At 68.9% G+C, this 23102-nt stretch carries 28 protein-coding genes; 13 read left to right on the forward strand and 15 right to left on the reverse strand.

Translation table 11 applies throughout. The features are described 5' to 3' along the window. Nucleotides 1-59 precede the first annotated feature (59 nt). A complete protein-coding gene (gene fadD8, locus ACZ5IQ_RS24045) occupies nt 60-1661 on the forward strand; it encodes a fatty-acid--CoA ligase FadD8 (RefSeq protein WP_212807019.1) in 1602 nt (533 codons plus the stop codon). A 54-nt stretch (nt 1662-1715) separates the two neighbouring features. Here the strand turns inward: fadD8 and ACZ5IQ_RS24050 are convergent, their stop codons facing one another. After that, nucleotides 1716-2402, reverse strand: a complete 687-nt coding sequence (locus ACZ5IQ_RS24050) for a FadR/GntR family transcriptional regulator (protein WP_212807020.1) — start codon at nt 2400-2402, stop codon at nt 1716-1718. Nucleotides 2403-2449: 47 nt separating this feature from the next. On the opposite strand from ACZ5IQ_RS24050, the gene ACZ5IQ_RS24055 reads away from it, so the two are divergent. After that, nucleotides 2450-3718 (forward strand): CynX/NimT family MFS transporter, encoded by a 1269-nt coding sequence (locus tag ACZ5IQ_RS24055; RefSeq protein WP_464480389.1) that lies wholly within the window; start codon nt 2450-2452, stop codon nt 3716-3718. Here the strand turns inward: ACZ5IQ_RS24055 and ACZ5IQ_RS24060 are convergent. After that, a complete protein-coding gene (locus ACZ5IQ_RS24060) occupies nt 3715-4329 on the reverse strand; it encodes a hypothetical protein (protein ID WP_464480390.1) in 615 nt (204 codons plus the stop codon). The two genes, ACZ5IQ_RS24055 and ACZ5IQ_RS24060, sit on opposite strands and share 4 nt — an antisense overlap. Nucleotides 4330-4514: 185 nt before the next feature. Between ACZ5IQ_RS24060 and ACZ5IQ_RS24065 the strand changes: the two genes are divergently transcribed. After that, entirely contained in the window at nt 4515-4967 is a 453-nt protein-coding gene (locus ACZ5IQ_RS24065; protein ID WP_212807023.1) for a nitroreductase family deazaflavin-dependent oxidoreductase, read from the forward strand. A gap of 73 nt (nt 4968-5040) precedes the next feature. On the opposite strand, the gene ACZ5IQ_RS24070 is transcribed toward ACZ5IQ_RS24065, so the two are convergent. Then, nucleotides 5041-5316: a hypothetical protein gene (locus ACZ5IQ_RS24070; RefSeq protein ID WP_029105169.1), complete on the reverse strand. Its 276-nt coding sequence runs from the start codon at nt 5314-5316 to the stop codon at nt 5041-5043. A 101-nt stretch (nt 5317-5417) separates the two neighbouring features. Here ACZ5IQ_RS24070 and ACZ5IQ_RS24075 point away from each other — a divergent pair, with 101 nt between their 5' ends. The 5 genes from ACZ5IQ_RS24075 to ACZ5IQ_RS24095 all read left to right on the forward strand — a co-directional run bounded on the left by ACZ5IQ_RS24075 (nt 5418) and on the right by ACZ5IQ_RS24095 (nt 8893). Next, on the forward strand, nt 5418-6335 hold the full coding sequence (locus ACZ5IQ_RS24075) for a 1,4-dihydroxy-2-naphthoyl-CoA synthase (protein ID WP_212807024.1): 918 nt from the start codon (nt 5418-5420) through the stop codon (nt 6333-6335). 120 nt (nt 6336-6455) lie between these two features. Beyond that, complete coding sequence (locus ACZ5IQ_RS24080; RefSeq protein ID WP_318985691.1) at nt 6456-6923, forward strand: DUF4383 domain-containing protein; 468 nt, start codon at nt 6456-6458, stop codon at nt 6921-6923. 20 nt (nt 6924-6943) lie between these two features. After that, nucleotides 6944-7603, forward strand: coding sequence for a 5,6-dimethylbenzimidazole synthase (bluB, locus tag ACZ5IQ_RS24085; RefSeq protein ID WP_464480391.1), 660 nt, complete (start codon nt 6944-6946; stop codon nt 7601-7603). A gap of 23 nt (nt 7604-7626) precedes the next feature. After that, complete coding sequence (locus ACZ5IQ_RS24090; protein ID WP_464480392.1) at nt 7627-8499, forward strand: SDR family oxidoreductase; 873 nt, start codon at nt 7627-7629, stop codon at nt 8497-8499. A 4-nt stretch (nt 8500-8503) separates the two neighbouring features. Beyond that, nucleotides 8504-8893: a VOC family protein gene (locus ACZ5IQ_RS24095; protein ID WP_464480393.1), complete on the forward strand. Its 390-nt coding sequence runs from the start codon at nt 8504-8506 to the stop codon at nt 8891-8893. Between the two features lie 31 nt (nt 8894-8924). Here ACZ5IQ_RS24095 and ACZ5IQ_RS24100 read toward each other — a convergent pair whose 3' ends face one another. Genes ACZ5IQ_RS24100 through ACZ5IQ_RS24110 form a run of 3 tightly spaced genes read right to left on the reverse strand, consistent with a single transcriptional unit; the run spans nt 8925 to nt 10806 of the window. After that, nucleotides 8925-9233: a DUF3349 domain-containing protein gene (locus ACZ5IQ_RS24100; protein ID WP_061004071.1), complete on the reverse strand. Its 309-nt coding sequence runs from the start codon at nt 9231-9233 to the stop codon at nt 8925-8927. Between the two features lie 11 nt (nt 9234-9244). Further along, entirely contained in the window at nt 9245-9526 is a 282-nt protein-coding gene (locus ACZ5IQ_RS24105; RefSeq protein ID WP_464480394.1) for a hypothetical protein, read from the reverse strand. Between the two features lie 32 nt (nt 9527-9558). Continuing rightward, complete coding sequence (locus ACZ5IQ_RS24110) at nt 9559-10806, reverse strand: inorganic phosphate transporter (RefSeq protein ID WP_061004073.1); 1248 nt, start codon at nt 10804-10806, stop codon at nt 9559-9561. Between the two features lie 271 nt (nt 10807-11077). Between ACZ5IQ_RS24110 and ACZ5IQ_RS24115 the strand changes: the two genes are divergently transcribed. From ACZ5IQ_RS24115 to ACZ5IQ_RS24125, 3 genes are all read left to right on the forward strand, one after another. Continuing rightward, complete coding sequence (locus tag ACZ5IQ_RS24115) at nt 11078-11401, forward strand: DUF3349 domain-containing protein (protein ID WP_061004030.1); 324 nt, start codon at nt 11078-11080, stop codon at nt 11399-11401. Continuing rightward, complete coding sequence (gene menE, locus ACZ5IQ_RS24120) at nt 11398-12546, forward strand: o-succinylbenzoate--CoA ligase (protein ID WP_464481504.1); 1149 nt, start codon at nt 11398-11400, stop codon at nt 12544-12546. The genes ACZ5IQ_RS24115 and menE overlap by 4 nt, the downstream gene beginning before the upstream one ends. A 97-nt stretch (nt 12547-12643) precedes the next feature. Then, nucleotides 12644-14374, forward strand: coding sequence for a DUF4407 domain-containing protein (locus tag ACZ5IQ_RS24125; protein WP_167837949.1), 1731 nt, complete (start codon nt 12644-12646; stop codon nt 14372-14374). A gap of 56 nt (nt 14375-14430) precedes the next feature. Here the strand turns inward: ACZ5IQ_RS24125 and ACZ5IQ_RS24130 are convergent, their stop codons facing one another. Genes ACZ5IQ_RS24130 through ACZ5IQ_RS24140 form a run of 3 tightly spaced genes read right to left on the reverse strand, consistent with a single transcriptional unit; the run spans nt 14431 to nt 16688 of the window. Next, nucleotides 14431-15546, reverse strand: a complete 1116-nt coding sequence (locus ACZ5IQ_RS24130; RefSeq protein ID WP_061004036.1) for an NAD(P)H-dependent flavin oxidoreductase — start codon at nt 15544-15546, stop codon at nt 14431-14433. A gap of 49 nt (nt 15547-15595) precedes the next feature. After that, on the reverse strand, nt 15596-16372 hold the full coding sequence (locus ACZ5IQ_RS24135; RefSeq protein ID WP_020101234.1) for an S-methyl-5'-thioadenosine phosphorylase: 777 nt from the start codon (nt 16370-16372) through the stop codon (nt 15596-15598). Between the two features lie 7 nt (nt 16373-16379). After that, on the reverse strand, nt 16380-16688 hold the full coding sequence (locus ACZ5IQ_RS24140; protein WP_020101233.1) for a hypothetical protein: 309 nt from the start codon (nt 16686-16688) through the stop codon (nt 16380-16382). 35 nt (nt 16689-16723) lie between these two features. Between ACZ5IQ_RS24140 and ACZ5IQ_RS24145 the strand changes: the two genes are divergently transcribed. Further along, nucleotides 16724-17599 (forward strand): 1,4-dihydroxy-2-naphthoate polyprenyltransferase, encoded by an 876-nt coding sequence (locus tag ACZ5IQ_RS24145; RefSeq protein WP_029105166.1) that lies wholly within the window; start codon nt 16724-16726, stop codon nt 17597-17599. A 13-nt stretch (nt 17600-17612) separates the two neighbouring features. Here the strand turns inward: ACZ5IQ_RS24145 and ACZ5IQ_RS24150 are convergent, their stop codons facing one another. After that, a complete protein-coding gene (locus tag ACZ5IQ_RS24150) occupies nt 17613-17903 on the reverse strand; it encodes a DUF4229 domain-containing protein (protein WP_020101231.1) in 291 nt (96 codons plus the stop codon). Nucleotides 17904-17979: 76 nt separating this feature from the next. Between ACZ5IQ_RS24150 and ACZ5IQ_RS24155 the strand changes: the two genes are divergently transcribed. Then, a complete protein-coding gene (locus ACZ5IQ_RS24155) occupies nt 17980-18123 on the forward strand; it encodes a hypothetical protein (RefSeq protein ID WP_020101230.1) in 144 nt (47 codons plus the stop codon). 7 nt (nt 18124-18130) lie between these two features. Here the strand turns inward: ACZ5IQ_RS24155 and ACZ5IQ_RS24160 are convergent, their stop codons facing one another. The 5 genes from ACZ5IQ_RS24160 to ACZ5IQ_RS24180 are packed head-to-tail and all read right to left on the reverse strand — an operon-like array spanning nt 18131 to nt 23073. After that, a complete protein-coding gene (locus ACZ5IQ_RS24160; RefSeq protein WP_464480395.1) occupies nt 18131-19207 on the reverse strand; it encodes a MinD/ParA family ATP-binding protein in 1077 nt (358 codons plus the stop codon). Between the two features lie 8 nt (nt 19208-19215). Further along, entirely contained in the window at nt 19216-20184 is a 969-nt protein-coding gene (gene ccsB / locus ACZ5IQ_RS24165) for a c-type cytochrome biogenesis protein CcsB (RefSeq protein ID WP_135356134.1), read from the reverse strand. Further along, a complete protein-coding gene (gene resB, locus ACZ5IQ_RS24170) occupies nt 20181-21728 on the reverse strand; it encodes a cytochrome c biogenesis protein ResB (protein WP_135356133.1) in 1548 nt (515 codons plus the stop codon). The genes ccsB and resB overlap by 4 nt, the downstream gene beginning before the upstream one ends. Then, nucleotides 21728-22498: a cytochrome c biogenesis CcdA family protein gene (locus tag ACZ5IQ_RS24175; protein WP_029120478.1), complete on the reverse strand. Its 771-nt coding sequence runs from the start codon at nt 22496-22498 to the stop codon at nt 21728-21730. The genes resB and ACZ5IQ_RS24175 overlap by 1 nt, the downstream gene beginning before the upstream one ends. Then, on the reverse strand, nt 22495-23073 hold the full coding sequence (locus tag ACZ5IQ_RS24180; RefSeq protein ID WP_135356153.1) for a TlpA disulfide reductase family protein: 579 nt from the start codon (nt 23071-23073) through the stop codon (nt 22495-22497). Before ACZ5IQ_RS24180 ends, ACZ5IQ_RS24175 begins: the two co-directional genes overlap by 4 nt. Nucleotides 23074-23102 lie beyond the last annotated feature (29 nt).

Below are 23102 nucleotides of genomic sequence, written 5' to 3' on the forward strand. Positions count from 1 at the left end.
GGTGGATGCTAGACCGCAGGGCTTGACCTACGGACTAGAACACGTTCTAGTCTTAGGTCATGAGTGACGAGCTGCTGCGCCATCCCCTGCATTCCGGGCACTTGACCGTCGGCGCCCTCAAGCGCAACAAAGACAAGCCGGTCCTGTTCCTCGGCGACACCACGCTGACCGGCGGCCAGCTCGCCGACCGCATCAGCCAGTACATTCAGGCGTTCGAGGCGCTCGGCGCCGGTTCCGGCGCCAGCAGCGGCCTGCTGTCCCTCAACCGGCCCGAGGTGCTGATGATCATCGGCGCCAGCCAGACGCAGGGCTACCGCCGCACCGCACTACACCCTCTCGGTTCTCTGGACGATCACGCCTACGTCCTGACCGACGCCGGCGTCACGACCCTGATCATCGACCCGACCGACGCCTTCGTGGAACGGGCCATCGGGCTGCTCGAGAAGGTCCCGTCGCTCCAGCAGATCCTGACCATCGGGCCGGTGCCGGACGCCCTGATCGGTTCAGCCATCGACCTGGCCGCCGAAGCCGCGAAGTACGAGCCGCAGCCGCTGAAGGCCGCCGACCTGGCACCTGACCACGTCGGCGGACTGACCTACACCGGCGGCACCACCGGCAAGCCGAAGGGCGTCATCGGCACGACGCAGTCCATCAGCACCATGACGACCATCCAGCTGGCCGAATGGGAGTGGCCCGAGCACCCCCGCTTCCTGATGTGCACGCCGCTGTCGCATGCCGGCGCCGCGTTCTTCACCCCGACCATCGTCAAGGGCGGCGAGCTGGTCGTGCTCAAGAAGTTCGACCCCGCCGAGGTGCTGCGGGTCATCGAGGAGCAGAAGATCACCGCGACCATGCTCGTGCCGTCGATGATCTACGCACTGATGGACCACCCCGACTCGCACACGCGGGACCTGTCGTCGCTCGAGACCGTCTACTACGGCGCCTCCGCCATGAACCCGGTGCGCCTCGCCGAGGCCATCCGCCGGTTCGGCCCGATCTTCGCGCAGTACTACGGCCAGTCCGAGGCCCCGATGGTCATCACGTACCTGGCCAAGGGCGAGCACGACGAGAAGCGGCTGACGTCGTGCGGCCGGCCGACGCTGTTCGCGCGGACCGCGCTGCTCGGCGACGACGGCAAGCCCGTCAAGCAGGGCGAGGTCGGCGAGATCTGCGTGTCCGGGCCGCTGCTGTCGGGTGGCTACTGGAACCTGCCGGAGGCCACCGCCGACACGTTCAAAGACGGCTGGATGCACACCGGCGACCTGGCCCGCGAGGACGAGGACGGGTTCTGGTTCATCGTCGACCGGACCAAGGACATGATCGTCACCGGCGGCTTCAACGTGTTCCCGCGCGAGGTGGAAGACGTTGTCGCCGAACATCCTTCGATCGCCCAGGTCTGCGTCGTCGGCACCCCGGACGAGAAGTGGGGCGAGGCGGTGACGGCCGTCGTCGTGCTGCGTCCGGAGGCCGATCGTTCCGAGGATGCCATCGCGAAGATGACGGCCGAGATTCAGGCCGCGGTCAAGGACCGCAAGGGCTCGGTGCAGTCGCCGAAGCAGGTCGTCATCGCCGACTCCGTGCCGGTGACGGCCCTCGGCAAGCCCGACAAGAAGGCCGTCCGGGCGCAGTTCTGGGCCGGCTCGGAGCGCTCCGTGGGCTGAGGCCTTTCCGCGAGCAGACGCAAAACTGTCGTTTTCGGCCTGAAAACGACAGTTTTACGTCTGCTCGCGAGTGGATCGCAACCCGGCGAGCAGGCGGTCGAAGAGCACGGCTGCCGCGGCGGCCGCGCCGTCCGGGTCGGCTGCCACGATGCGGTCGAGCAACCGGTGATGGTCTTCGAACTCGGTCTCGACGGGCGTCTCGTTCATGACCGACACGCTCGCGGTGATGACCTCGATGAGACCGAGGTAGAGGTCGATCAACATCGCGTTGCCCGATGCCCGCACGACGGCGCAGTGGAATTCGGTGTCGGCGTGGACGAATTCGTCGTGATGCCCGGCGCGCTGTTCGTCGTCGCGGCCGTCCAGGAGCCGGCGCAGGGTGACGATGTCGTCGTCGGTCCGGTTGGTGGCGGCCAGGCGGGCGCCTTCCACTTCCAGCCCGCGGCGCACCTGCAGCACATCACGCAGCTCGTCGCTGCACAGCCGGCGCAGCGCGCCGGACACCTCGCTGGTGGCGCGGACGTACGTGCCGTCACCCTGCCGCACCTCGAACAGCCCGGCATGTGCCAGTGCCCGCACGGCCTCGCGCACGGTGTTTCGGCCGACCCCGAGGGCTTCGACGAGATCGGTCTCGTTCGGGATGCGATGCCCGACGGGCCATTCCCCGTCTGCGACCGAACCCCGGAGCTGTTCGATGACCTGCTCGACCAAGCCGGTCCGGCGGGCTGTGTTCAGCGCCACGCAATCATCCTTTCAACCAATCATAGGATGTATGGCATCCTAGCAGGATGAGTGCTGCCGTGAACGGAACCCCACACGCCCGTTACGAAGATGAATTGGCACTCGAGCTCGACGGCGCCATCGAGATCACCGACATCCCGGCGAGCCCGAACACGCGCCTCGCCAGCGGCATTCTGCTGGCCCTCGCCGTCGTCGTCACCGCGCTGAACCTGCGGCCGTCGGTCACCAGCGTCGCTCCCCTGCTCGGCGAGATGCGCACCGCTCTCGGGGTGTCATCGGTCTGGGCCGGCATCCTGACCACCCTGCCCGTGCTGTGCTTCTCGGCCGCCGGCGCCACCGCGCCATTGCTGTCCAAACGACTCGGCCTGGGCCGGACCGTCACGCTCGCACTGCTGGCGCTGGCCGTCGGGCTGATCGTGCGGCCGTACGGCGACGGCGGCCTCATGCTCGGCGCCACCCTGCTCGCCTCGTCGGGCATCGCGCTGGCGAACGTGCTGATCCCGGTGGTCATCAAGAGCTCGTTCCCCGCCCGCGTCGGCCTGATGACAGGCGTCTACACCAGCGCGCTGCAGGCCGGCGGCGCGTTCGGTGCCGCGGTCACCCCGGCCGTCGAACAGAGCGTCGGCGGCTGGCGTCCGTCACTGGCCATCTGGGCCGCCCTCGCGCTGGCCGCTCTGCTCCTCTGGGTCCCCGCGGCCCGGCGCCACCGCACCGACTGGGCCGCCACCGCGGCCCAGGCCACCAAGCGCCGCTCGCTGTTGCGCAACCCGCTCGCGTGGACCGTGACGGTCTACATGGGCAGCCAGTCGTTCCTGGCCTACGTCATGATGGGTTGGCTCCCACAGATATTCATCGACAACGGCATGGACAAGACCAGTGCCGGCGTGATGTCCGGGGTGATGTCCCTGATCGGCGTCCCGATCGCGCTGCTGATCTCGCCGCTGGCCGCCCGCACGACACACCAGAGCCTGTGGAACGTCGGCCTCGGTGTGCTGGGCGTGTCCGGCACCATCGGCCTGCTGATCGCGCCGATGGCGGCGCCGGTGCTGTGGAGCACAATGATCGGCATCGGGTTGAGCGCGTTCTCGCTGGCGCTGACCATCATCGCGCTGCGCGCCCGCAACGCCGAGGACACCGCACAGCTCTCCGGCATGGCGCAGGGCTTCGGCTACCTGTTCGCCAGCACCGGCCCGTTCCTGTTCGGGCTGCTGCACGACGTGTCCGGCGACTGGCACGTCCCGTTCGTGTTGTACTTCACCGTCTACGCGGTGCAGTTGACGGCCGGCTGGTTCGCCGGACGCAACCGTTACGTCTAGTACTGCGGCGGATAACCCGGGTAGCCGACGGGAGCGGCGGACGCCGACTGCGCGCTCTTCCACCGGCACCACTGCTGCGTCGAACCCAGGGCGGCCAGCACACCGGTGGCGAGCGCGAACACGATCGGCACCGCGGCGGACATCACCGACAGGCCCGCCATGCTCTGCATGCCGTCGTAGCTGCCGCCGAGCGTGCTGTCGAGCCGCTTGAGGATGGTGAGCGAGGCGAACAGGCCGATCACGTTCGCCAGCACCACGGCGGTGCAGCCGCCGATGACGACCCAGCGGCCCACCCCGCGTCCGAGCACCAGCAATACGCCACCGACGAGAAGGGCGATCGCCACGACCGTCTGCACGACGGCCATGCCGCTGCTCAGACCCATCAGGCTGGATTTGGTGTCACTCGCGTAGGAACTGGTCAACGCGCCGATCGTGGCGACCGCGTACCAGCTGGAGAACGCCTGGAATGCCGTCGACAGGGCGCCGAGAATGCTGAGCACCGCGGCGATGATCGCCGTCACGCCCGACGGTCCCGCCGGCCCGGGCGGTGTGGGCACGCCGTAACCCGCGGGCTGCGGGTACTGCGGCTGCGGGTACTGCGGATAGGGCACGTTCGGCGGCATACCGGGTGCGCCGTACGGGTTGGGCCCATACGGTTGACCCGGTGGTTGACCGGGTCCGAACTGCCCAGGCCCGAATTGCCCGGGGGGCCACTGATTCGACATCGAAACCCCACTTTCAGCTGGGCGAACATAGCACGCCAGCGCGGTTTCGGCGCCTCGTCTAGCCTCGGGTCATGGCCTCGGACAGCGACGCGAATCTCAAGCCACCCTGGTGGCTCAAGCCCATGAACAAGGTGATGATGGCGGTCATGCGCGTGGTGCCGATCAAGGGCCCCGTGGTGCTGACCGTGCCCGGCCGCAAGTCCGGTGAACCGCGGTCGACGCCCATCACCCCGTTCGAGGTCGACGGCCACCGCTACGTGGTGGGCGGGTTCCCGAATGCCGACTGGGTGCGCAACGCGCGCGCCGCGGCCACTGCCACCGTCACGCAGGGGCGTCATCGCGAAGAGGTCCGGCTGTTCGAGGTACCCGCCGACGAGGCCCGGCCGCTGTTGCGGCAGTTCCCGATCCTGGTGCCGACGGGCGTCGGCTTCATGAAGAACGCGGGCCTGGTGACCGGACCCAACCCCGACGAATTCGAAGCACTCGCCGGCCGGTGCGCGGTGTTCCGGTTCGACCCCGTCTAGACACCGACGAGCGTGGGGGCTGACGAGAAATCCGGTCCGGATTTCCGCGTCAACCCCCACGCTCGGTAGTCGGCTAGATGTGCGGCGCGTTCTTGATCGGGGCGTCCTGCTGGCCGACGGTCTGACACCACGCGAGTGCCGACGCGCGCGTCCCCGACACCTCGAGGGACGACGGATCGGCGCCCTTGCGGTCCTTGATCATCTTGTTGACCGCTTCGTTCTGCGTCTTCTCGTCGGCGCCGACGAAGTCCTTGCACTTGGTGTCGCCGCCCTGCACGGCCGGCGAGCATCCGACCAGCATCAGTCCGGCAATGACACTCGACACCACCACGCCTGCTGACCGCTTCATCAAGGTCCTCCTGTATTCGGGCCGCGAACGGCCGCTGATTGTGTCCGATCTAGTACCCCTGGGTGGCGCGGACCAAACACCGTCGGCTCTAAGGTCGAGGCGTGAACGCAGACAATCCGTTTGACCCGCAGCTCTGGCAGCCGGTGACCGAACTCGGTGAACTCACCGACATCACCTACCACCGCCACGTGCGCGACGGTAAGCCGCAGCCGACGGTCCGGATCGCCTTCGACCGGCCCGACGTGCGCAACGCCTTCCGGCCACACACCGTCGACGAGCTCTACCGCGCCCTCGACCATGCCCGGATGAGCCCCGACGTCGGCGTCATCCTGCTCACCGGCAACGGACCGTCGTCCAAGGACGGCGGCTGGGCCTTCTGCTCCGGTGGCGACCAGCGCATCCGCGGCCGCAGCGGCTACCAGTACGCGTCCGGCGAGACCGCCGAATCCGTCGACCCGGCCCGCGCCGGGCGCCTGCACATCCTCGAGGTGCAGCGGCTCATCCGGTTCATGCCCAAGCCCGTGATCTGCCTCGTCAACGGCTGGGCGGCCGGCGGCGGCCACAGCCTGCACGTGGTCTGCGACCTGACCCTGGCCAGCCGCGAACACGCGCGGTTCAAGCAGACCGACGCCGACGTCGGCAGCTTCGACGGCGGCTACGGCTCCGCGTACCTGGCGCGGCAGACCGGGCAGAAATTCGCCCGCGAGATCTTCTTCCTGGGCCGTGCCTACGACGCCGAGACCATGCACAAGATGGGCGCCGTCAACGAGGTCGTGGACCACAAGGACCTGGAAACCGTTGCGCTGCAATGGGCGGCCGAGATCAACGGCAAGTCGCCACAGGCCATCCGGATGCTGAAGTTCGCGTTCAACCTGCTCGACGACGGCCTGGTGGGTCAGCAGATCTTCGCCGGCGAGGCCACCCGTCTGGCCTACATGACCGACGAAGCCGTCGAGGGCCGGGACGCGTTCCTGCAGAAGCGCGACCCGGACTGGAGCGAGTTCCCCCGCTACTTCTGAGGTTCGGGCGGGGCCCTGTCCGTCATCTGGACGACAGCCCGCTGTGTGCTTTCCCATGAGTGCGCTGTGTATCCGCTTAGGCGCGCGCCGATGGTCGACACCTCGCGTCACACTTGGCACGTGGACGTCGGGACGCGAGCGCGAATCGGCCAGTGGGCGCTGGGGGCCGAGGGTTTCGCGCTGGGCGTCTTCGGCGGCACCGGTCTGGCGTGGTCCATGGCGAACCCGCATTTCGGCGCCGCCGGGGCGCCCCTCATGTGGCTGCGGGTCACGCCGCTGCACTGCGCGCTGCTGCTCGTGGTCGGCGTGGTGACCGTCTTCGCCGCGTTCGGCCGCGGCGCGGCGCGGTTCAACCGCGTCGCCGCCGTCGGCTGGTTCATCGTGACGGCGGTGTGCGTGGCGGCAACCTCGAGTCACAGCCCGGGACCTCTGGGTTTCGACTCGCGTGACACCGTCCTGTACGCGATCCTCACCGGCTACAACGTGACCCTCGCGGCGTGGTTCGCCTTCCCCCACCGGACCACGCCCGCAGGGCAGCCACCCCGCCGTTCCCACCGGCGTCACTCAGACGCGATCGGATCCCGCTGATCCCTGTTAGCCTCCCTCCGGTGAGCGAGCCGAGTTACTCCGACGCCGAACGCGCAGCCGTCTACCGCGTCATGTCCGAGCGTCGGGACATGCGGCACTTCACGCCGAATTCCACGGTGCCCGAAGAGGTTCTGCGCCGCATCCTGGAGGCCGCGCACATGGCGCCGAGTGTCGGGCTGATGCAGCCCTGGCGCTTCCTGCGCATCACCGACCCGGCCGTCCGGACGGCGATCAAGAAGCTCGTCGACGCCGAGCGGATCCAGACGGGCGAGGCCCTCGGGCCGCGCGAGGCGGAGTTCCTGGCGCTGAAGGTCGAAGGCATCGGCGACTGCGCCGAGCTGTTCGTGGTGGCCCTCGGTGACGATCGCGAACGTCACATCTTCGGCCGCCGGACCATGCCCCACATGGACCTGGCGTCGGTGTCGTGCGCCATCCAGAACATGTGGCTGGCCGCCCGCGCGGAAGGCCTTGGGCTGGGCTGGGTTTCGCTGTTCGACCCGGCCGAGCTGGCCGCCCTCCTCGGCATGCCCGAGGGCGCCGAACCGATCGCGGTGCTGTGTGTCGGCCCGGTACCGGAGTTCCCGGACCGCCCCGAACTCGAGATCGTCGGCTGGACGACGGCGCGCCCGCTCGACGAACTCGTGTACACCAACGCCTGGCCTGTCACCGGAGCGAGCTGACGCCGCGGCCCTAAGCTCAGGGGGTGAGCAAGAGTCCCCTACGGCGCGTCTCCGAGAGCCTGCTGCTCGCCGGCATGCGACCGCCCCTGATCGAACGGTTGTCGGGCCACGGCGAGGTCGACCTGGCCGGAAAACGCATCGTGCTGACGGGAGCGTCGTCGGGCATCGGCGAGGCGGCCGCCGCCAAGTTCGCGCGCCTGGGAGCGACGGTCGTCATCGTCGCCCGCCGGGCCGAACTACTGGACAAGGTGGCCGCCCGGATCACCCACAGCGGCGGTGACGCCATCGCGCGGCCGTGCGACCTGTCCGACATGGACGCCATCGACAAGCTGGTGATGGACGTGGAAGCCGAGCTGGGCGGCGTCGACATCCTGATCAACAACGCCGGCCGCTCCATCCGCCGGCCGCTGGCCGAGTCCCTGGACCGCTGGCACGACCTCGAACGCACCATGACGCTGAACTACTACTCGCCGCTGCGCCTGGTGCGCGGCTTCGCCCCCGGCATGCTCGAGCGCGGCGACGGGCACATCATCAACGTGTCGACGTGGGGTGTGATGAACGAGTCGTCGCCGCTGTTCTCGGTGTACAACGCGTCCAAGTCGGCACTGACCGCGGTGAGCCGGGTCATCGAAACCGAGTGGGGCGCAAGCGGAGTGCACTCCTCGACACTGTTCTATCCGCTGGTGAAGACGCCGATGATCGCGCCGACCCGCGCCTTCGACGGCATGCCCGGCCTGTCGGCCGACGAAGCCGCCGACTGGATGGTCACCGCGGCCAAGACCCGCCCGGTGCGCATCGCGCCCCGGATCGCGGTGACGTCGCACGCGCTCAACAGTTTCGTGCCCGGCCTGGTCGACCAGATGATGAAACGCCGACGCGCGCAGTCGATCGGGTGACGCGATGGAGATCCTCGCCAGCCGCATCCTGATCCGGCCCGTCGACTACGCGAAGTCGGTGGCGTTCTACCGCGACGCCATCGGCCTGGCCATCGCCCGCGAATACGGTGCCGGCACAGTGTTTTACGCCGGGCAGTCGCTCATCGAACTCGCCGGCCACGGCCGCGACGACGACGGCCCGACGGTTCCGTTCCCGGGCGCGCTCTGGCTGCAGGTGCGGGACGTCTACCAGACGCAGGCCGAGCTTGAGGCCCGCGGGGTGCCGATTTCCCGTGCGGCACAACAGGAGCCGTGGGGCCTGCACGAACTGCATGTCACTGATCCCGATCAGGTCACCTTGATCTTCGTCCAGGTGCCCGACACCCACCCACTACGACGCGACACCCGGAGTTAGCACTCCGGGTGTCGCGGGTGGGGAGTATCTGTCAGCGAGCCGGCGTCGCCAACGGCCAGCCGACCGAGGCCAGCCGCGCGGACACCTGGTGGATGTCGTCGGGGCTGGGCTCCTGGTTGGTGACGGCCGCGATCGCGGCGTGAATCTCGGCCTCGGTGACGGGGCTCTCGCCGTCGTTGGTGCGCAGGATGGACCGCGCCGCCTCGACGACCTCGTCCTCCGTGAGCGACCGCTTCAGCAGCGCCAGCACCGGGTAGTAGTCCTTCGGCGGCACACCGTCGGGGTATCCCGCCCGCAGCCACTTCAGGACGTTCTCGAACAATCCGTTGGATTCAGTCATTTTCTCGGGGCTCACTTCTTGAGGAAGGGGAACAGGTCGACGCCGGTGTGGTGGGTGATCGTCGACCGGGTGATCCACAGGATCGCGGCCAGGACCACAGCTCCGACGAGCACGAACAGCGCCAGACCGAGGTACTTCAGGACCGGGTTGGGCGCCGCGACCGTCCCGTCGGAGTGCTCACCGCCGGCCCCGTTGGAGTAGGCGACCAGGCCGCCCGCGAACACCGCGGGGAGTCCGGCACCAAGGATCAGACCCACGACGAGGACCTTGAGAATGGCTTCCACGTAATTCATCAGTGATTCCTTCTGGTTCAGTTCGCGGGGAATCAGACGCCGGCGGATTCGGGCGACTTGGCGGCAGCGTCACGGACGTCGGCCGGCACCACGGAGTTGGTCGAGTCGTCCCAATCGGCGTTGACGTTGCTGTGGTCGACCTTCTGCTGCTGCGCACGCCAGTACATGAAGCCCGACAGCGCGACCAGGATGACGAAGATCGTGCCGTCGCCGACCAGCGCGGAACCGGTGGCGGACTTCAGGCCGTAGGACAGCCAGTACGACAGGGCACCGACCAGAGCCGCGGCCGGCAGCGTGATCAACCAGGCCATGGCCATGCGTCCGGCGACAGCCCAGCGGACCGAGGCCCCCGGCTTGCCGACGCCGCTGCCCAGGATCGAACCGGTGGCGACGTGGGTGGTGGACAGCGCCATACCGGCGGCGCTCGAGCTCAGGATGATCGCGGCCGAGGACGCCTCGGCGGCCAGGCCCTGCGGCGACTCGATCTCGACGAGGCCCTTGCCCAGGGTGCGGATGACGCGCCAGCCGCCGATGTAGGTGCCCAGACCGATGGCCAGGGCGCAGGAGGCGATGATCCAGAACGGCAGGCCGTCCTTCTTCACGTCGCCGGTCAGGTGGCCGGTGGTGATGAGGGCCAGGGCGATGACGCCCATGGTCTTCTGCGCGTCGTTGGTGCCGTGGGACAGCGCGACCAGCGATGCGGTCGCGATCTGGCCCCAGCGGAAGCCTTCTTCCCGGCGCTTCTTGATGACGTTGCGCGTGATCCGGTAGACCAGCCAGGTTCCGACGGCGGCCACGAGGCCCGCGATGAACGGGGCGGCGACGGCCGGGATCAGCACCTTCTGGATGACACCGGTCCAGTTGATGCCCGCGGTGCCGAGCGCGGCCAGGCCGGCACCGATCAGTCCGCCGAAGAGCGCGTGCGACGAGCTGGAGGGGATGCCGAACAGCCAGGTGAGGAGGTTCCACAGGATGCCGCCGATGAGGCCGGCGAAGATGATGGTGAGTCCGGTCGACGCGTCGATGGACTTCAGTAGGTGCCCGGACTTACTGTCCTGAATCTTCAGCACCGAGGTGGTGACGGTGACGGCGACCTCGACTGACAGGAACGCGCCGACCAAGTTCAGGACGCCGGCCAGCAGCACGGCGGTCTTGGGCTTCAGCGCGCCTGTGGCGATCGAGGTCGCCATGGCATTACCGGTATCGTGAAATCCATTCGTGAAGTCAAATGCCAGTGCTGTTGCGATCAACAGCACCAGGATGACTAGCTCTGCGCTCATGGCGCTCATTCTGGTGTAACGGCGCCGTTTTTTGCGAGTTACAGCGACCCCGAAATCTGATCACGACCTGGCTCTTTCCGGTTCAGTTCAATGTGTTCACTGAGAGTTCATCGGCTTGTGAGGTCCGGTTCCGGTGCCGAAGCGCTGTTCACGGCGTTGAGGGCTACCGTGTCGGTGAGCCCGCCGCGGTCGCAGCTACCGTTTCGGAGCGCAGCATCGCGGCTATCGATCTGGACGACACTGCACGTCCCGGACCCTTGGAGGTGACGCCATGAATGTTTTTCTCAGCAAGATCGTGGCGTGGCTGCAGGCCGGATATCCCGACGGCATCCCCGCCACCGACCGCGTGCCGCTGTTGGCCCTGCTGTCCCGACGCCTGACCAACGACGAGGTCAAGTCTGTCGCACGCGGGCTGATGAATCGTGGCGAATTCGATGACATCGACATCGGCGTACTCATCACGCGCATCACCGACGAACTCCCCCGCGGCGAGGACGTCGAGCGCGTGCGCGCCCGGCTGGCCGCCAAGGGCTGGCCCCTCGACGACCCCCGCGACCCGATCGACGGCGAGCCCGGCGACGGAGGCGTGGCATAGCTGTTCTGCATCCGGTCACCGTCGGATCCGGCGAGGCGGCCCTCGCCCTGATTCCCGCGCTGGCCGAGGCACTCGACGGCCGCGGCGCGCTGCTGCCGGTGCCGGCCGACGACCACCGCCAGGCTGCGTTGCTGACGGAGACGTTGCGGGCCGGCGAATCGGTCGACGACGACGTGGCCCTAGTGGTCTCGACGTCGGGTTCCACCGGAATCCCCAAGGGCGCCTTGCTTTCCGCCGCCGCGCTGCATGCCAGCGCCGACGCCACGCACGAGCGGCTCGGCGGCCCCGGCCGGTGGCTGCTGGCGCTGCCCGCCTACCACGTCGCCGGAGTGCAGGTCCTGGTGCGGAGCCTGCGGGCCGGCACCACACCCGTCACGCTGGACCCGGGTTTCGACGTCAGCGAACTACCTTCTGCCGTAAGCGCTTTGGGTCCCGGCCGGCGCTACACGTCCCTGGTTTCAGTACAGCTGGCGAAGATCCTGGCCGATCCCGCCGCGACCGAGGCGCTCGCCGAACTGGACGCCGTCCTGATCGGCGGCGGCCCCATGCCGCCGGGGCTCGGCGAAAAAGCCACGGCTGCAGGCATTTCCGTGATCCGCACCTACGGGATGAGCGAAACCTGCGGCGGCTGCGTCTATGACGGGCGACCGCTGAGCGGTGTGCAACTGCGCGTCGACGACACCGGCCGGATCTCGTTGGGCGGCCCCACGCTGGCGTCGGGCTACCGGAATCCGGTGGTGCCGTCGCCGTTCGTCGACGGCTGGTTCGTCACCAGTGACATTGGCGCAGTGGATGATTCGGGCGTGCTGCGGGTGCTGGGCCGCATCGACGACGCCATCGCGACCGGTGGCCTCAAAGTGCTGCCTGCGCTCGTCGAGGCGGCCCTCGCCGGCCATCCGGCCATCGCCGAATGCGCCGTGTTCGGCGTGCCCGACGAACGGCTGGGTCAGCGGGTGGCCGTCGCCGTCGCAATCCACCCGGGCGTGGACGCACCCACCGTCGCTGACCTGCGGAAATACGTCAGCGCCACGCTGGCCGCCACCGCCGCTCCGCGTGAAGTGCACGTGGTCGCCGAACTCCCCCGCCGCGGGATCGGCAAGCTGGACCGGCAGGCGCTGAGGCTACAGTACCAGAAAAACGCCTGATCGGCCCGTGATGCCGGTCACAGCATCGGCGCTTGATTCGGTGGCGGACCCGGCTCTCTGGGACCCTGGAACGCGGACCGGAAGATTTGGAGTTTCCATGCCTGCCCACAGACAGCCTGACAACCACCCTGCGGTGACCGCCCTGACCTGGTCGGGAGGCGTGCTGGCCTGGCTCGTGGCCGCCGCCGTCGCAACCCCGTCCACCGGTCTGCCACTGGCCGTCGTGCTGCCCGTGACCCTGATTTTCGGTGCGCTGGTGGTCGTGGCCATCCGCAGCACCGTCGCCAGCGCCCGCGGCACCGCCGTCCGGGTCGCCCTGGCCGTCGCGATCGGCCTCCTGGTCGGTGAACTCGCCGCGATGACGTTGTTCAGCAGTGCCATCACCCAGCGCATGGACGCCGAGGCCACGGCCCGCGCCGCGTCCACACCCGCGGTGACCACCGCGCAGGGCCAGCTGGATGCGCTGCGTGCCGGCCGCGGCGCGCTCGACGCTGCCGTCGACTCCGCCCGGCAGCGTCGTGACGACGCCCAGGTCGTGGCCCGCTGCGAATACCATCCGACGCCGTCGTGCGCCCAGCAGCCCGTCACCGGCGTACCCGGTGACGGCCAGATCACCCAGAACACCCAGGACATCCTGGAACACGACCAGCGTGAGCTCGATGCCGCACTGGCGGCCCGAAACGAGCAGGCCCCAACCCTCGACGCGCGGATCGCCGGCGCCGAGCACGCCGTCACAGCGGCCCGCGATGCGGCCGGCGCCGACGCGGACCGTGGCTTCGGCGCGCGGTGGGTCGCAATGAACGGCTACACCGTCGAGACTCCCGCCGCGCTGGTGGCGCGCATCGCCGTCGTCGGCGTCTGCGTCCTGCTGTACCTGCTGCCGATGCTGCTGCACGCCCGGCAGGACCGGACGCTGCGCGAACGTCACGACGAGTCCCGGCTGCGGGCCGAGCTGCGCGCCGAGACCGCCATCGCCGTAAAGCAGGCCGAGGTGCGGGCCGAAGCCGAAATTCTGAAGGCCGAACATCAGTTGGCCGCGATGAAGCTCGCGCTCGAAACCGACGCCGAGATCAATCGCGAATACCACCGCCAGCGCGTGGCGGAGGCCCTTACCGGTGAGCCGGTGCAGCCCGCGCTCGCGGCCCCCACCGCCGAGGTGCTGCGGCCGTCCGATTCGCAGCCGCAGCCCATGTACTCGGACTGGGACGAACTCATGGCGTTCCCGGACCCGCACCGACGTTCCTTGAACGCCGCCCCCGCTCCGGAGCCCGAAGCGGCCGACGCTCCGGCCGAACCGGCCGCCACGGCCGAACTGGTCCCGATCGGCGACCAGCCGGCCGACAACCTGCCGGTGCAGGCGACCTCCCAGCCCGCCGGCGGCCTGGCGCTGCCGCAACTGCCCGACCTCACCAAGGTCGCCGCTCGCCTGCTGCGTCCGCTGATGGCGCCCGTCGCACCGGTGGTGGACCGCGTCATCGACACGTCGGTGCAGCAGCTGCGCTCGGCGCAGAAGGTCATCGAAGAGTTCGAGGAGATCACCTTCACGCTGCGCCGGACGTCCCGGACGACGGTGACCGAGAACGAGCACGAGCAGTCGTCGGGCCCGCGCGCCGCGGACCAGGGCCAGGCGCTCGGAGCGGGCCAGGGCGTCCACCCGCGCGTCGAACCGCAGTGGGCCGCACCGCAGATGAACGCGACGTTCGCACCGACCACGCCGCTGCGGAGCGCCGACCCGTACACCGCGCTCGACGGCACCGACACCACGATCATCGACGCCGCCGACGAGCGCCGTCAGCTCAAGGAAGGCCGCCGCGCCATCGAGCCGTAACCCGGGGATTTGTGCACGATTTTCCGCGGTCGGCGCGGAAAATCGTGCACAAATCCCTAGGGCAGCGAGCGGTTCAGGCGCTCGGTGGCGGCGAGGTAGTCCTCGATGAACTCGCGGACGACCTCACGGGCGGGCTTGACCTTGTTCATCAGGCCGACGCCCTGGCCGACGAAGTAGGTCGCCAGCTGCTGGGCGCCCGGATGCCCTTGGGCGGCCAGTCGGTCGATGCGCCGGATCACCGGCTCGCTCAGCATGTTCTGCAGCGGCAGCGGAAGTGGCTTGCGGCCACCGTCTTTCGGCGCCCAGGCATCCGTCCAATCCGAAACCAGTTGGCGTGCGGGCTTTCCGGTGCGCCCCGCTGACCGCACGGTGTCACGTGACGTGGCGGCCAGCATCTTCTGCTTGGTGGCCGGCGCGGTCTCGGCTTCCTCGGTGGTCAGCCACACCGAACCGGTCCAGGCCCCGGCAGCGCCCAGCGCGACCGCCGCGGCCATCTGCCGGCCGGTGACGATGCCGCCCGCCGCCAGCACGGGAACCGAATCATCAATGGCCTCAATCACTTCCGGTACCACGACGAGCGTCGAGACCTCCCCGCAGTGCCCGCCGGCCTCGGTGCCCTGCGCGACGATGAGATCCACCCCCGCCGCGACCTGCTTGACGGCGTGCTCCTTGGCACCGACCAGCGCGGCCACCGGAATCCCCCGCTCGCGGCCCGCCTCGATCATGTAATCCGGCGGCACCCCAAGGGCATTGGCGATCAGTTTGATGGGGTGGCTCAACGCCACGTCGAGCAGGTCGTGCCCGGTGTTGCCGGACAGCACCGACCCGCCGGTACGGACCCGTTCCTCGGGCTCGATGCCATGGTCGATCAGCAGTTGGGTGACGAATTCCCGGTATTCCGAAGGGATTCGGTCGGCCAGTTGGCCGTCCGACAGGTTCTCGCCCTTGCCCTCGAATTTCGCCGGCACGATGATGTCCGCACCGTAGGGCCGGCCGCCGACGTGATCGTCGATCCAGGCGAGTTCCCGGTCGAGCTGCTCGGGGGTGTACGCCGTCGCGCCCAGCACGCCGAAACCACCGGCGTTGGTGACGGCGGCGACCACGTCGCGGCAATGACTGAAGGCGAAGAGCGGAAAGTCGATGCCGAGCTGTTCGCAGATGCGGGAAGTCACCCCGTCAGTTTTGCCACCCCGACTTGACGGGTGTCAATAGCCGACCCGGTCAGGGCAGCTCAAACGGCAGCTTCACCCCGGCGTGGGCCAGACAGTGAGTGCAGGTCCGTTCGGCCGGGACGGTCGCGAGGGCCTGCTGCACCAGGGCCTTGAACATCGGGGTGTTCCGCTCGAACTCCGCGAACACGTCGACGGTGGTGACGCCGGCCCCGGCCTCGATGCCCGCGTCCAGATCGGTCACCAAAGCGATTGCCGCATAACACATCTCGAGTTCCCGGGCCAGCACGGCCTCGGGGTAGCCGGTCATGTTCACCAGCGTGAACCCCTGGGTCGCGAACCACTGGCTCTCGGCGCGGGTGGAGAACCGGGGCCCCTGGATGACCACCATGGTGCCGCCGTCGATGACGCCCGGTTGCTCGGCCGCGACGGCGCGCAGCGTCGGGCAGTACGGATCGGCGAAGCCGACGTGGATGCCGCCGGCGTCGAAGTAGGTGTCCTCACGGCTGCGGGTGCGGTCCACCAGCTGGTCCGGCACGACCACGGCACCGGGTCCGAGGTCCGCGGTGAGGCTGCCGACGGCGCACGGGGCGAAAATCCGGCGCACCCCGAGCTTGCGCAGCGCCCACATGTTGGCCCGGTACGGCACCGTGTGCGGCGAGTACTCGTGCTTGAGCCCGTGCCGTGGCAGGAACGCCACCTCGTGTCCGCCGACGGCCCCGATGGTGACCGGCGCGCTCGGCGCGCCGTAGGGCGTGTCGACGGTGACGGTGCGCGCGTCGTCCCCGAAGAACGTGTAGAAACCGCTACCGCCGATGACTCCCAGCATCCAACGACTATTCGGCGTCGGTCTTGGGAGCTTCCGTCGTCTCCGGCGTAACGGCCGTGACGGGCGTCGGCGCGGGCGCCGCCACGTCGTCGTCCTCGATATCCTCTGCCTCGTCCTGTTCCAGCTGCGCGCGGGCCCGCCGGGCGCCGTCGCGGATCTCGAATGCGTCGGTGGCCAGGGCACCGATGGAGCTCGCCACGTCCTTGACGGCGGTGACGACGATGTTCATGACCTCGCCGACGGTGCCTGCGACGGCTTCGACGGATTCCTGCACGACATCTTTGCGAATCTCGTTCTTGCTGAGCCGATCCTTCATGCCGATAAGTGTAGGGGCGTGGGACGATTGCGCGCGTGGCCAGTCTTTCGCAGTGGATAGAGGGCGCCCGACCGCGCACCCTCCCGAATGCCGTCGCTCCCGTGCTGGCAGGCACCGGCGCCGCCGCGTGGGTCGGCGGTGAGGTGTGGTGGAAAGCGGCTCTGGCCCTTGTGGTTTCGATCTCGCTGATCATCGGCGTCAACTACGCCAACGACTACTCCGACGGCATCCGCGGCACCGATGACGACCGGTCCGGGCCGGTCCGCCTGGTCGGCGCCAAGTTGGCCTCCCCACAGGCGGTGCTGGCGGCGGCCGTGATCAGCCTGTCGATCGGCGCCGGTGCCGGCCTGGCGCTGGCCCTGGTCAGCCAGCCGTGGCTGATCGCCGTCGGCGCGGCGTGCATCGCCGGCGCCTGGCTCTACACCGGCGGCACCAACCCGTACGGCTATCGCGGGCTCGGCGAGGTCGCGGTGTTCGTGTTCTTCGGGCTGGTCGCTGTGCTCGGCACGCAGTACACGCAGGCCCTGCGGGTCGACTGGATCGGGCTCGTCCTCGCCATCGCAGTCGGGGCGCTGTCGTCGGCGGTATTGGTGGCCAACAACCTTCGCGACATCCCGACCGATCAGGTGTCGGGCAAGATCACGCTGGCGGTGCGGCTCGGCGATGCCCGCACCCGAAAGCTGTTCCAGGTGCTGACGTTGCTGCCGTTCGTGCTGACCGCGGTCCTGACGCTCGCGACCCCGTGGTGCCTCGTCGGCTTCGCGGCGGCGCCGCTGGCGGTCCGCGCGGCCAAGCCGGTGCGCTCAGGCCTCGGCGGCCGCGAGCTGATCCCCGTGCTCAAGGACACCGGGCTGACGATGCTGGTGTGGTCCGCCCTGATCACCGCGGTGCTGGTGGCGATCAAGCCCTAGCGCCCGGGCGGCGTCAGTCGCCGGCGGAATCCTCGCCGTGCAGCCGAGCCTGCAACTGCTCGCGCTCGGCGCGGCGACGCTCGTCGACGGCGGCGATCCCGGCGGTGGCCCGGCGGCGCAGCGGAGCGAACAGCCAGATGCCCAGCGGCATGCCGAGAACCAGCGCGAACAGCAGCGCCACCATGGCCGGGAAATCACGGATACCCAGCAACGCGACGACGCCGAAGATCGCGCCGGCAATCACCGCTACCAGCAGCAGCCGGGCGAGCGCGTAGAGAAAGACGTCGAGCAGCAAACGTGGCATGGACGGGGTAGCTGGCGCATCAGACACCGCACGAGTTTACCGACGGACGCGTATATTCGAATAAAGGAGGTTTTACGTGCAGTTCCTGCTCCTGATCACGCTGCTGGCACTGTTGGCCTACGTCGGCTGGCGTGCCACTCGCGCGACGGCCGCGCGGCCGACCACGCGTGTCATCGGCCCGGACGACGATCCGGAATTCCTGCGCCGGCTCGGCTCGTAGCGACTCTCTACAGCGACAGCGGAAATCCGTCGGCGACTGCCACGGCCAATTCCAGCAACGCATCCCTGGTGTCCGGCCGGAGCCGGTCCAGACTGATCTCGGCACCCTCCTCCAGGTGCGGATCGAACGGCACCACCTGCACGGCGCGGCAGCGGCGACCGAAATGGTCGACCACCTTGCGCAGATCGACCTTGCCGGAGCGCGGGCGCACCGCGTTGACCACCGCGACGGCGTTGCGCACCAGCTCCTGATGACCGTGGGCATCGAGCCAGTCGAGGGTCGCCGCGGCGCTGCGTGCGCCGTCGACCGAACCTGAGCTGATCACGACGAGCACGTCGGCATGCGTGAGCACCGCGCCCATGGCCGAATGCAGCATGCCGGTGCCGCAGTCCGTCAGCACCAGGCGGTAGTACGGCTCCAGCACCGCCAGCGTGCGGGCGTAATCCTCGGAGCTGAACGCCTCCGACACCGCCGGATCACTCTCCGACGCCAGCACCTCGAGCTGGCTCTCACCGCGCGAGGTGTAGTTGCGGACGTCGCTGTAGCTGGAGATGCCCTCGGCGTCCCGCAGGAGATGACGGACCGTCGCCGGCGTCTCCAGCGGCACCTTCTGGCTGAGCGTGCCGCGGTCCGGGTTGGCATCCACCGCGATGACGCGGTCGCCGCGGATCGACGCGAACGTCGCCCCCAGCGTCGCGGTGATGGTCGTCTTCCCGACGCCGCCCTTGAGGGACAGCACCGCGATCCGGTAGCAGTCCCGCAGCGGTCGGTTGATCTGTGCGGTCAACCGGTTGCGGTGCAGGGTCTTGGGGCTGTCGCCGGGATTGAGCAGGGTTCCGGTCGCGTAGTACAGCGCCTTGCGCCAGCCGGTCGACGGTGCGCGGCTCGGGCGGCTCAGCAGCGCGACCGTGGCGGGGTCCAGGCTCCGCGGCTTCGCGGGTGTCGGCGCCAGAACAGGTGTCACCGCATGTGCGATGACGATGCGGGCCTCCGGCGCCGCGGTGGGCGTGGCGACAGCGACGGGATCGGCCGGGTCCTTGAACCGGCCCTGGGCGCGGAATGAAGGCACGATCAGCCCCGACATCTGGTGGCTCAGCCGACGCCGGCGTACGAATGCAGGCCGACGGTCACCAGGTTGATGAAGAACAGGTTGAACACCATCGCGACGAAGCCGACGACGTTGATCCACGCGGCCTTCTTGTCGCGCCAGCCCGCGGTGGATCGGGCGTGCAGGTAGGCGGCGTAGACGACCCACGCGACGAACGACACCGTCTCCTTGGGGTCCCAGCCCCAGTAGCGGCCCCAGGCCTCCTCGGCCCAGATGGCCCCGAAGATGACGCCGAACCCGAAGATCGGGAACGCGAAGATGGTGGTGCGGTAGGCGATGCGGTCCAGGGTCTGGGCATCCGGCAGGCGCTGGATCATCCGGCCGAAGCCGTTGTCCTGATCTGCCAGCGGCGACATCTTCAGCAGGAACAGGATGCTGGCGACGCCGGCGACCAGGAAGACGCCGGAACCGAGGCTGACCACCGAGACGTGGATGGGCAGCCAGTACGACTGCAGTGCGGGCATCACCGGCGCGGCGTTGGTGTACAGGTACTTGACCGACACCGCCAGCAGGATCAGCTCGGGCACCAGAACGAACACCCACAGCGCCCGGTACTGCGGCCTGCGCAGCACAATCGACGCTGCGACCAACCCACAGAAGCTGGTCAGGTTGATGAACTCGTACATGTTGCCCCACGGCACGCGCATGGTGGCCAGCCCGCGCAGCACGATGCAGACGAACAACATCGCGATGCCGACGTACACCAGCGCGAGCCCGACACGACCGATCCGCTCGTCAACCGTGCGGGTGGGTACGTCGACGATCACGCCAGGGGTGGTGCTGTTCGCGCCCACGCCCGCGCCGACCAGCTCTCGGGTCTCGACCTTCCGGCCACGGCTCGACGCCAGCTCGACGGCCAGCAAGACGAAAGCCAGGCACAGCACCGTCCAGGAGCTGAAGAACGCCCAGTCCGAGTACCGGGCCAGGTCGATGTCGATGTGCTCTGTATTCATCGCTTGTCCTCAATCAACCGCTTTGTGAGCTTTTCGAACTCGTCGCCCCACCCCGAGTTGTCCGTGCGGGCCAGGCCGCCGAGCTCGACGTTGACGGTACCCGGCCCGGCCGACACGATCCGAATCCAAACGCGGCGCCGGCGCACCACCAGCGACACCAACAGCCCGGCCATCATGGTCAGCGCGAACACCAGCACCCACACCTGCGCCGGGTCGTGCGACACCTGCACGTTGATGAACGGCACCGCGCCGTCGAACTTGATGACGGTGCCGTCGTCCAGCTTGGTCTGCTCGCCGGCCTTGAGGTTCACGCGCGCCTGCTTGGTGAGCCGCTTCTGGTCGATCAGCCGGGGGTCGAGCGAGAACAGCGACTGCGGGCGGCCGCTGTCGAGCCCGGTGTCGCCGCGGTAGATGTCGATGGCCACCGCGGGCGCGTTCATCGCCGGAAAGCTCGAGGACAGCAGCTTGCCGTCGAGTTCGGCGGTCGGCGCGAAAAGGCCCTGGATGGCGATCTGGTGATTGCGCCGCTCGCGGTCGTCGGGGTAGCTGCCGCCCGGCGGGTCGATGCGCGCGACGCCCGAGGACAGCAGCGTCAGCGCGTTCTCGGGCTTCCACTGCACCGTCGAGGTGCGCGTCTGGCCGTTCGGGAACGTGACGGTGAAGGTGGGCGCGTAGCCGTGGCCCTGCAGGTAGATGCGTTCGCCGCCGATCCGCAGCGGGTGGTTGACCTCCAGCCGGTACGGCCGCCAGGTGCCGCTGACCAGGTCGGCGCCGTCCTGGTAATCGATGTTCGCGGCGAACGCCGTGGCCTGCCCGCTCGGCAGGTACCGGGCGTCGAAGTCGTGGACCCGCAGGCAGCTGGGGTGCAGCGAGGTGCCGTCGACGACGTTGCCGGCGCGGAACGAGTCGAACGCGGCCGGTGAGGCCGAGCAGAACCCCGGCCCGCCGTCGGCGATGACGATGACGTTGCCCTCGTAGCCGAACATCTTGCCGAACGCGATGGCCACCAGCAGGCCCAGCAGCGAGAAGTGGAAGACGATGTTGCCGAACTCGCGCAGGTAGCCCTTCTCGGCCGAAATCTCGCGAGTGCCGTCGTCGAGGGTCCGGGTGGTCTGGCGCCAGCCCTTGAGCCGCCCCGCCATCCGGTCGGCGACGGCGTCCGGCTCGCCCGGCACGGTGGCTTCGGCGTGCTTGGGCAGCCGTGCCAGGTTCCGCGGCGCGGGTACCGGGACGGCGCGCAGGCTGCGGACGTGCTCGATCATGCGGGGCGTCAGGCAGCCCACGAGCGAGATGAACAGCAGCACGTAGATCGAGGTGAACCAGAAGCTCGAGAACACCGAGAACGCCTGCACCTTGTCGAGCCACGGCCCGATCGTCGGATGCTGCGCCAGGTACTCGTCGACCTTGCCGGCGTTGAGCGAACGTTGCGGCAGCAGCGCGCCCGGGATGGCGCCGAGGGCCAGCAGGAACAGCAGCACCAGCGCGGTGCCCATCGACGTCAGCGTCCGCCAGGTGTTGCGGAACAGCGCGAAAACCCGTGCCATCAGATCGGGAGCCTCACGTTGCTGACGAAGGCGTCGCGGACCCAGGACGTGAAGTCGTTCCACACGCCGGTGACCAGCGCGGTGCCGACGACGATCAGCAGCAGACCGCCGAAGATCTGAATGGCGCGGGTGTGCCGGCGCAGCCAGCCCAGACCCTGCACGGCGCGGGCCGACCCGAAGGCCAAGAGCACGAACGGAATTCCGAGACCCAGGCAGTACGCGATCACCAGCGCGATGCCACGGGCGACGCTGGCGCCGTCACTGGCCGAGGCCACCGCGATGACGCCCGTCAGCGTCGGCCCCAGGCACGGGGTCCAGCCCAGCCCGAACACCGCGCCCAGCAAGGGCGCCCCGACGACCGTCGACACCTGGCGCGGCGTGAACCGGACCTGACGCTGCAGGGCGGGCACCAGCCCGATGAACACCAGGCCCATCAGCACCGTGATGACGCCGCCGATGCGTTGCAGCAGAAGCTGATTGGCGATGAGGGTCGTGGTCAGACCGAGCACCGCGACCGCCCCCAGAAGGAACACCACGGTGAAGCCAGCGACGAACAACGCCGCCGCGCCGGCCACCCGCCAGCGCGCGGTACGCACTTTCGTTGTCCCCTCGGCGTCATCCACACCGACCACCGCAGCCAGATACGACAGGTACCCGGGCACCAGCGGCACCACACACGGCGAAGCGAACGACACCAACCCGGCCAGCACGCTCACCCCGAGGGCCACCAAAAGCGGTCCGGCGGCGGCGGTTTCGGCGAAGGAGGTCATGCCCTGCCCTCTTTGGCGAGCCGCTCGACGACAGGCTTGAGGTCGTCGGCCAGCAGTTCCCGCAGGAACACCGCGGCCACCCGGTGCTGACGGTCCAGCACCAGCGTCGACGGGATGACCGTCGTCGGGTACTTGCCGCCGAACGCGATCATGGTGCGCATCGCCGGGTCGTAGATGGACGGGAACGTCACCTTGTGGTCGACGACGAAGTCGACGGCGGCCTGCCGGTTGTTGTCGCGCACGTCGATGCCGAGGAACGCCACGCCCTGCGCCTTGGTCTGCTCGTACACCTTCTCCAGCTCGGCGATCTCCGAGCGGCACGGGCCACACCACTGACCCCACACGTTGATCACCACGACCTGGCCGGAAAAGTCATCCAGGGACAAGGTTTTCGACGGATCCGTGAGCGACGGACCGCGCACCGCACCCGGCTTGCCGCGGCTCGCCGGCGGGTCGTAGAAGATGTCGGTCTTGCCGCCCGGCGCCACGAACTCGAAGGTGCCGCCCTGCGCGACGGCGTCGTCACCGGTGGAGCAGCCGACGAGCAGCACGGCCGTCGTCAGGACGGCCGCCATCACTGCCCCGGCACGGGCCACCAGCGAAG

It is taken from the genome of Mycobacterium toneyamaense (genome assembly GCF_055384815.1).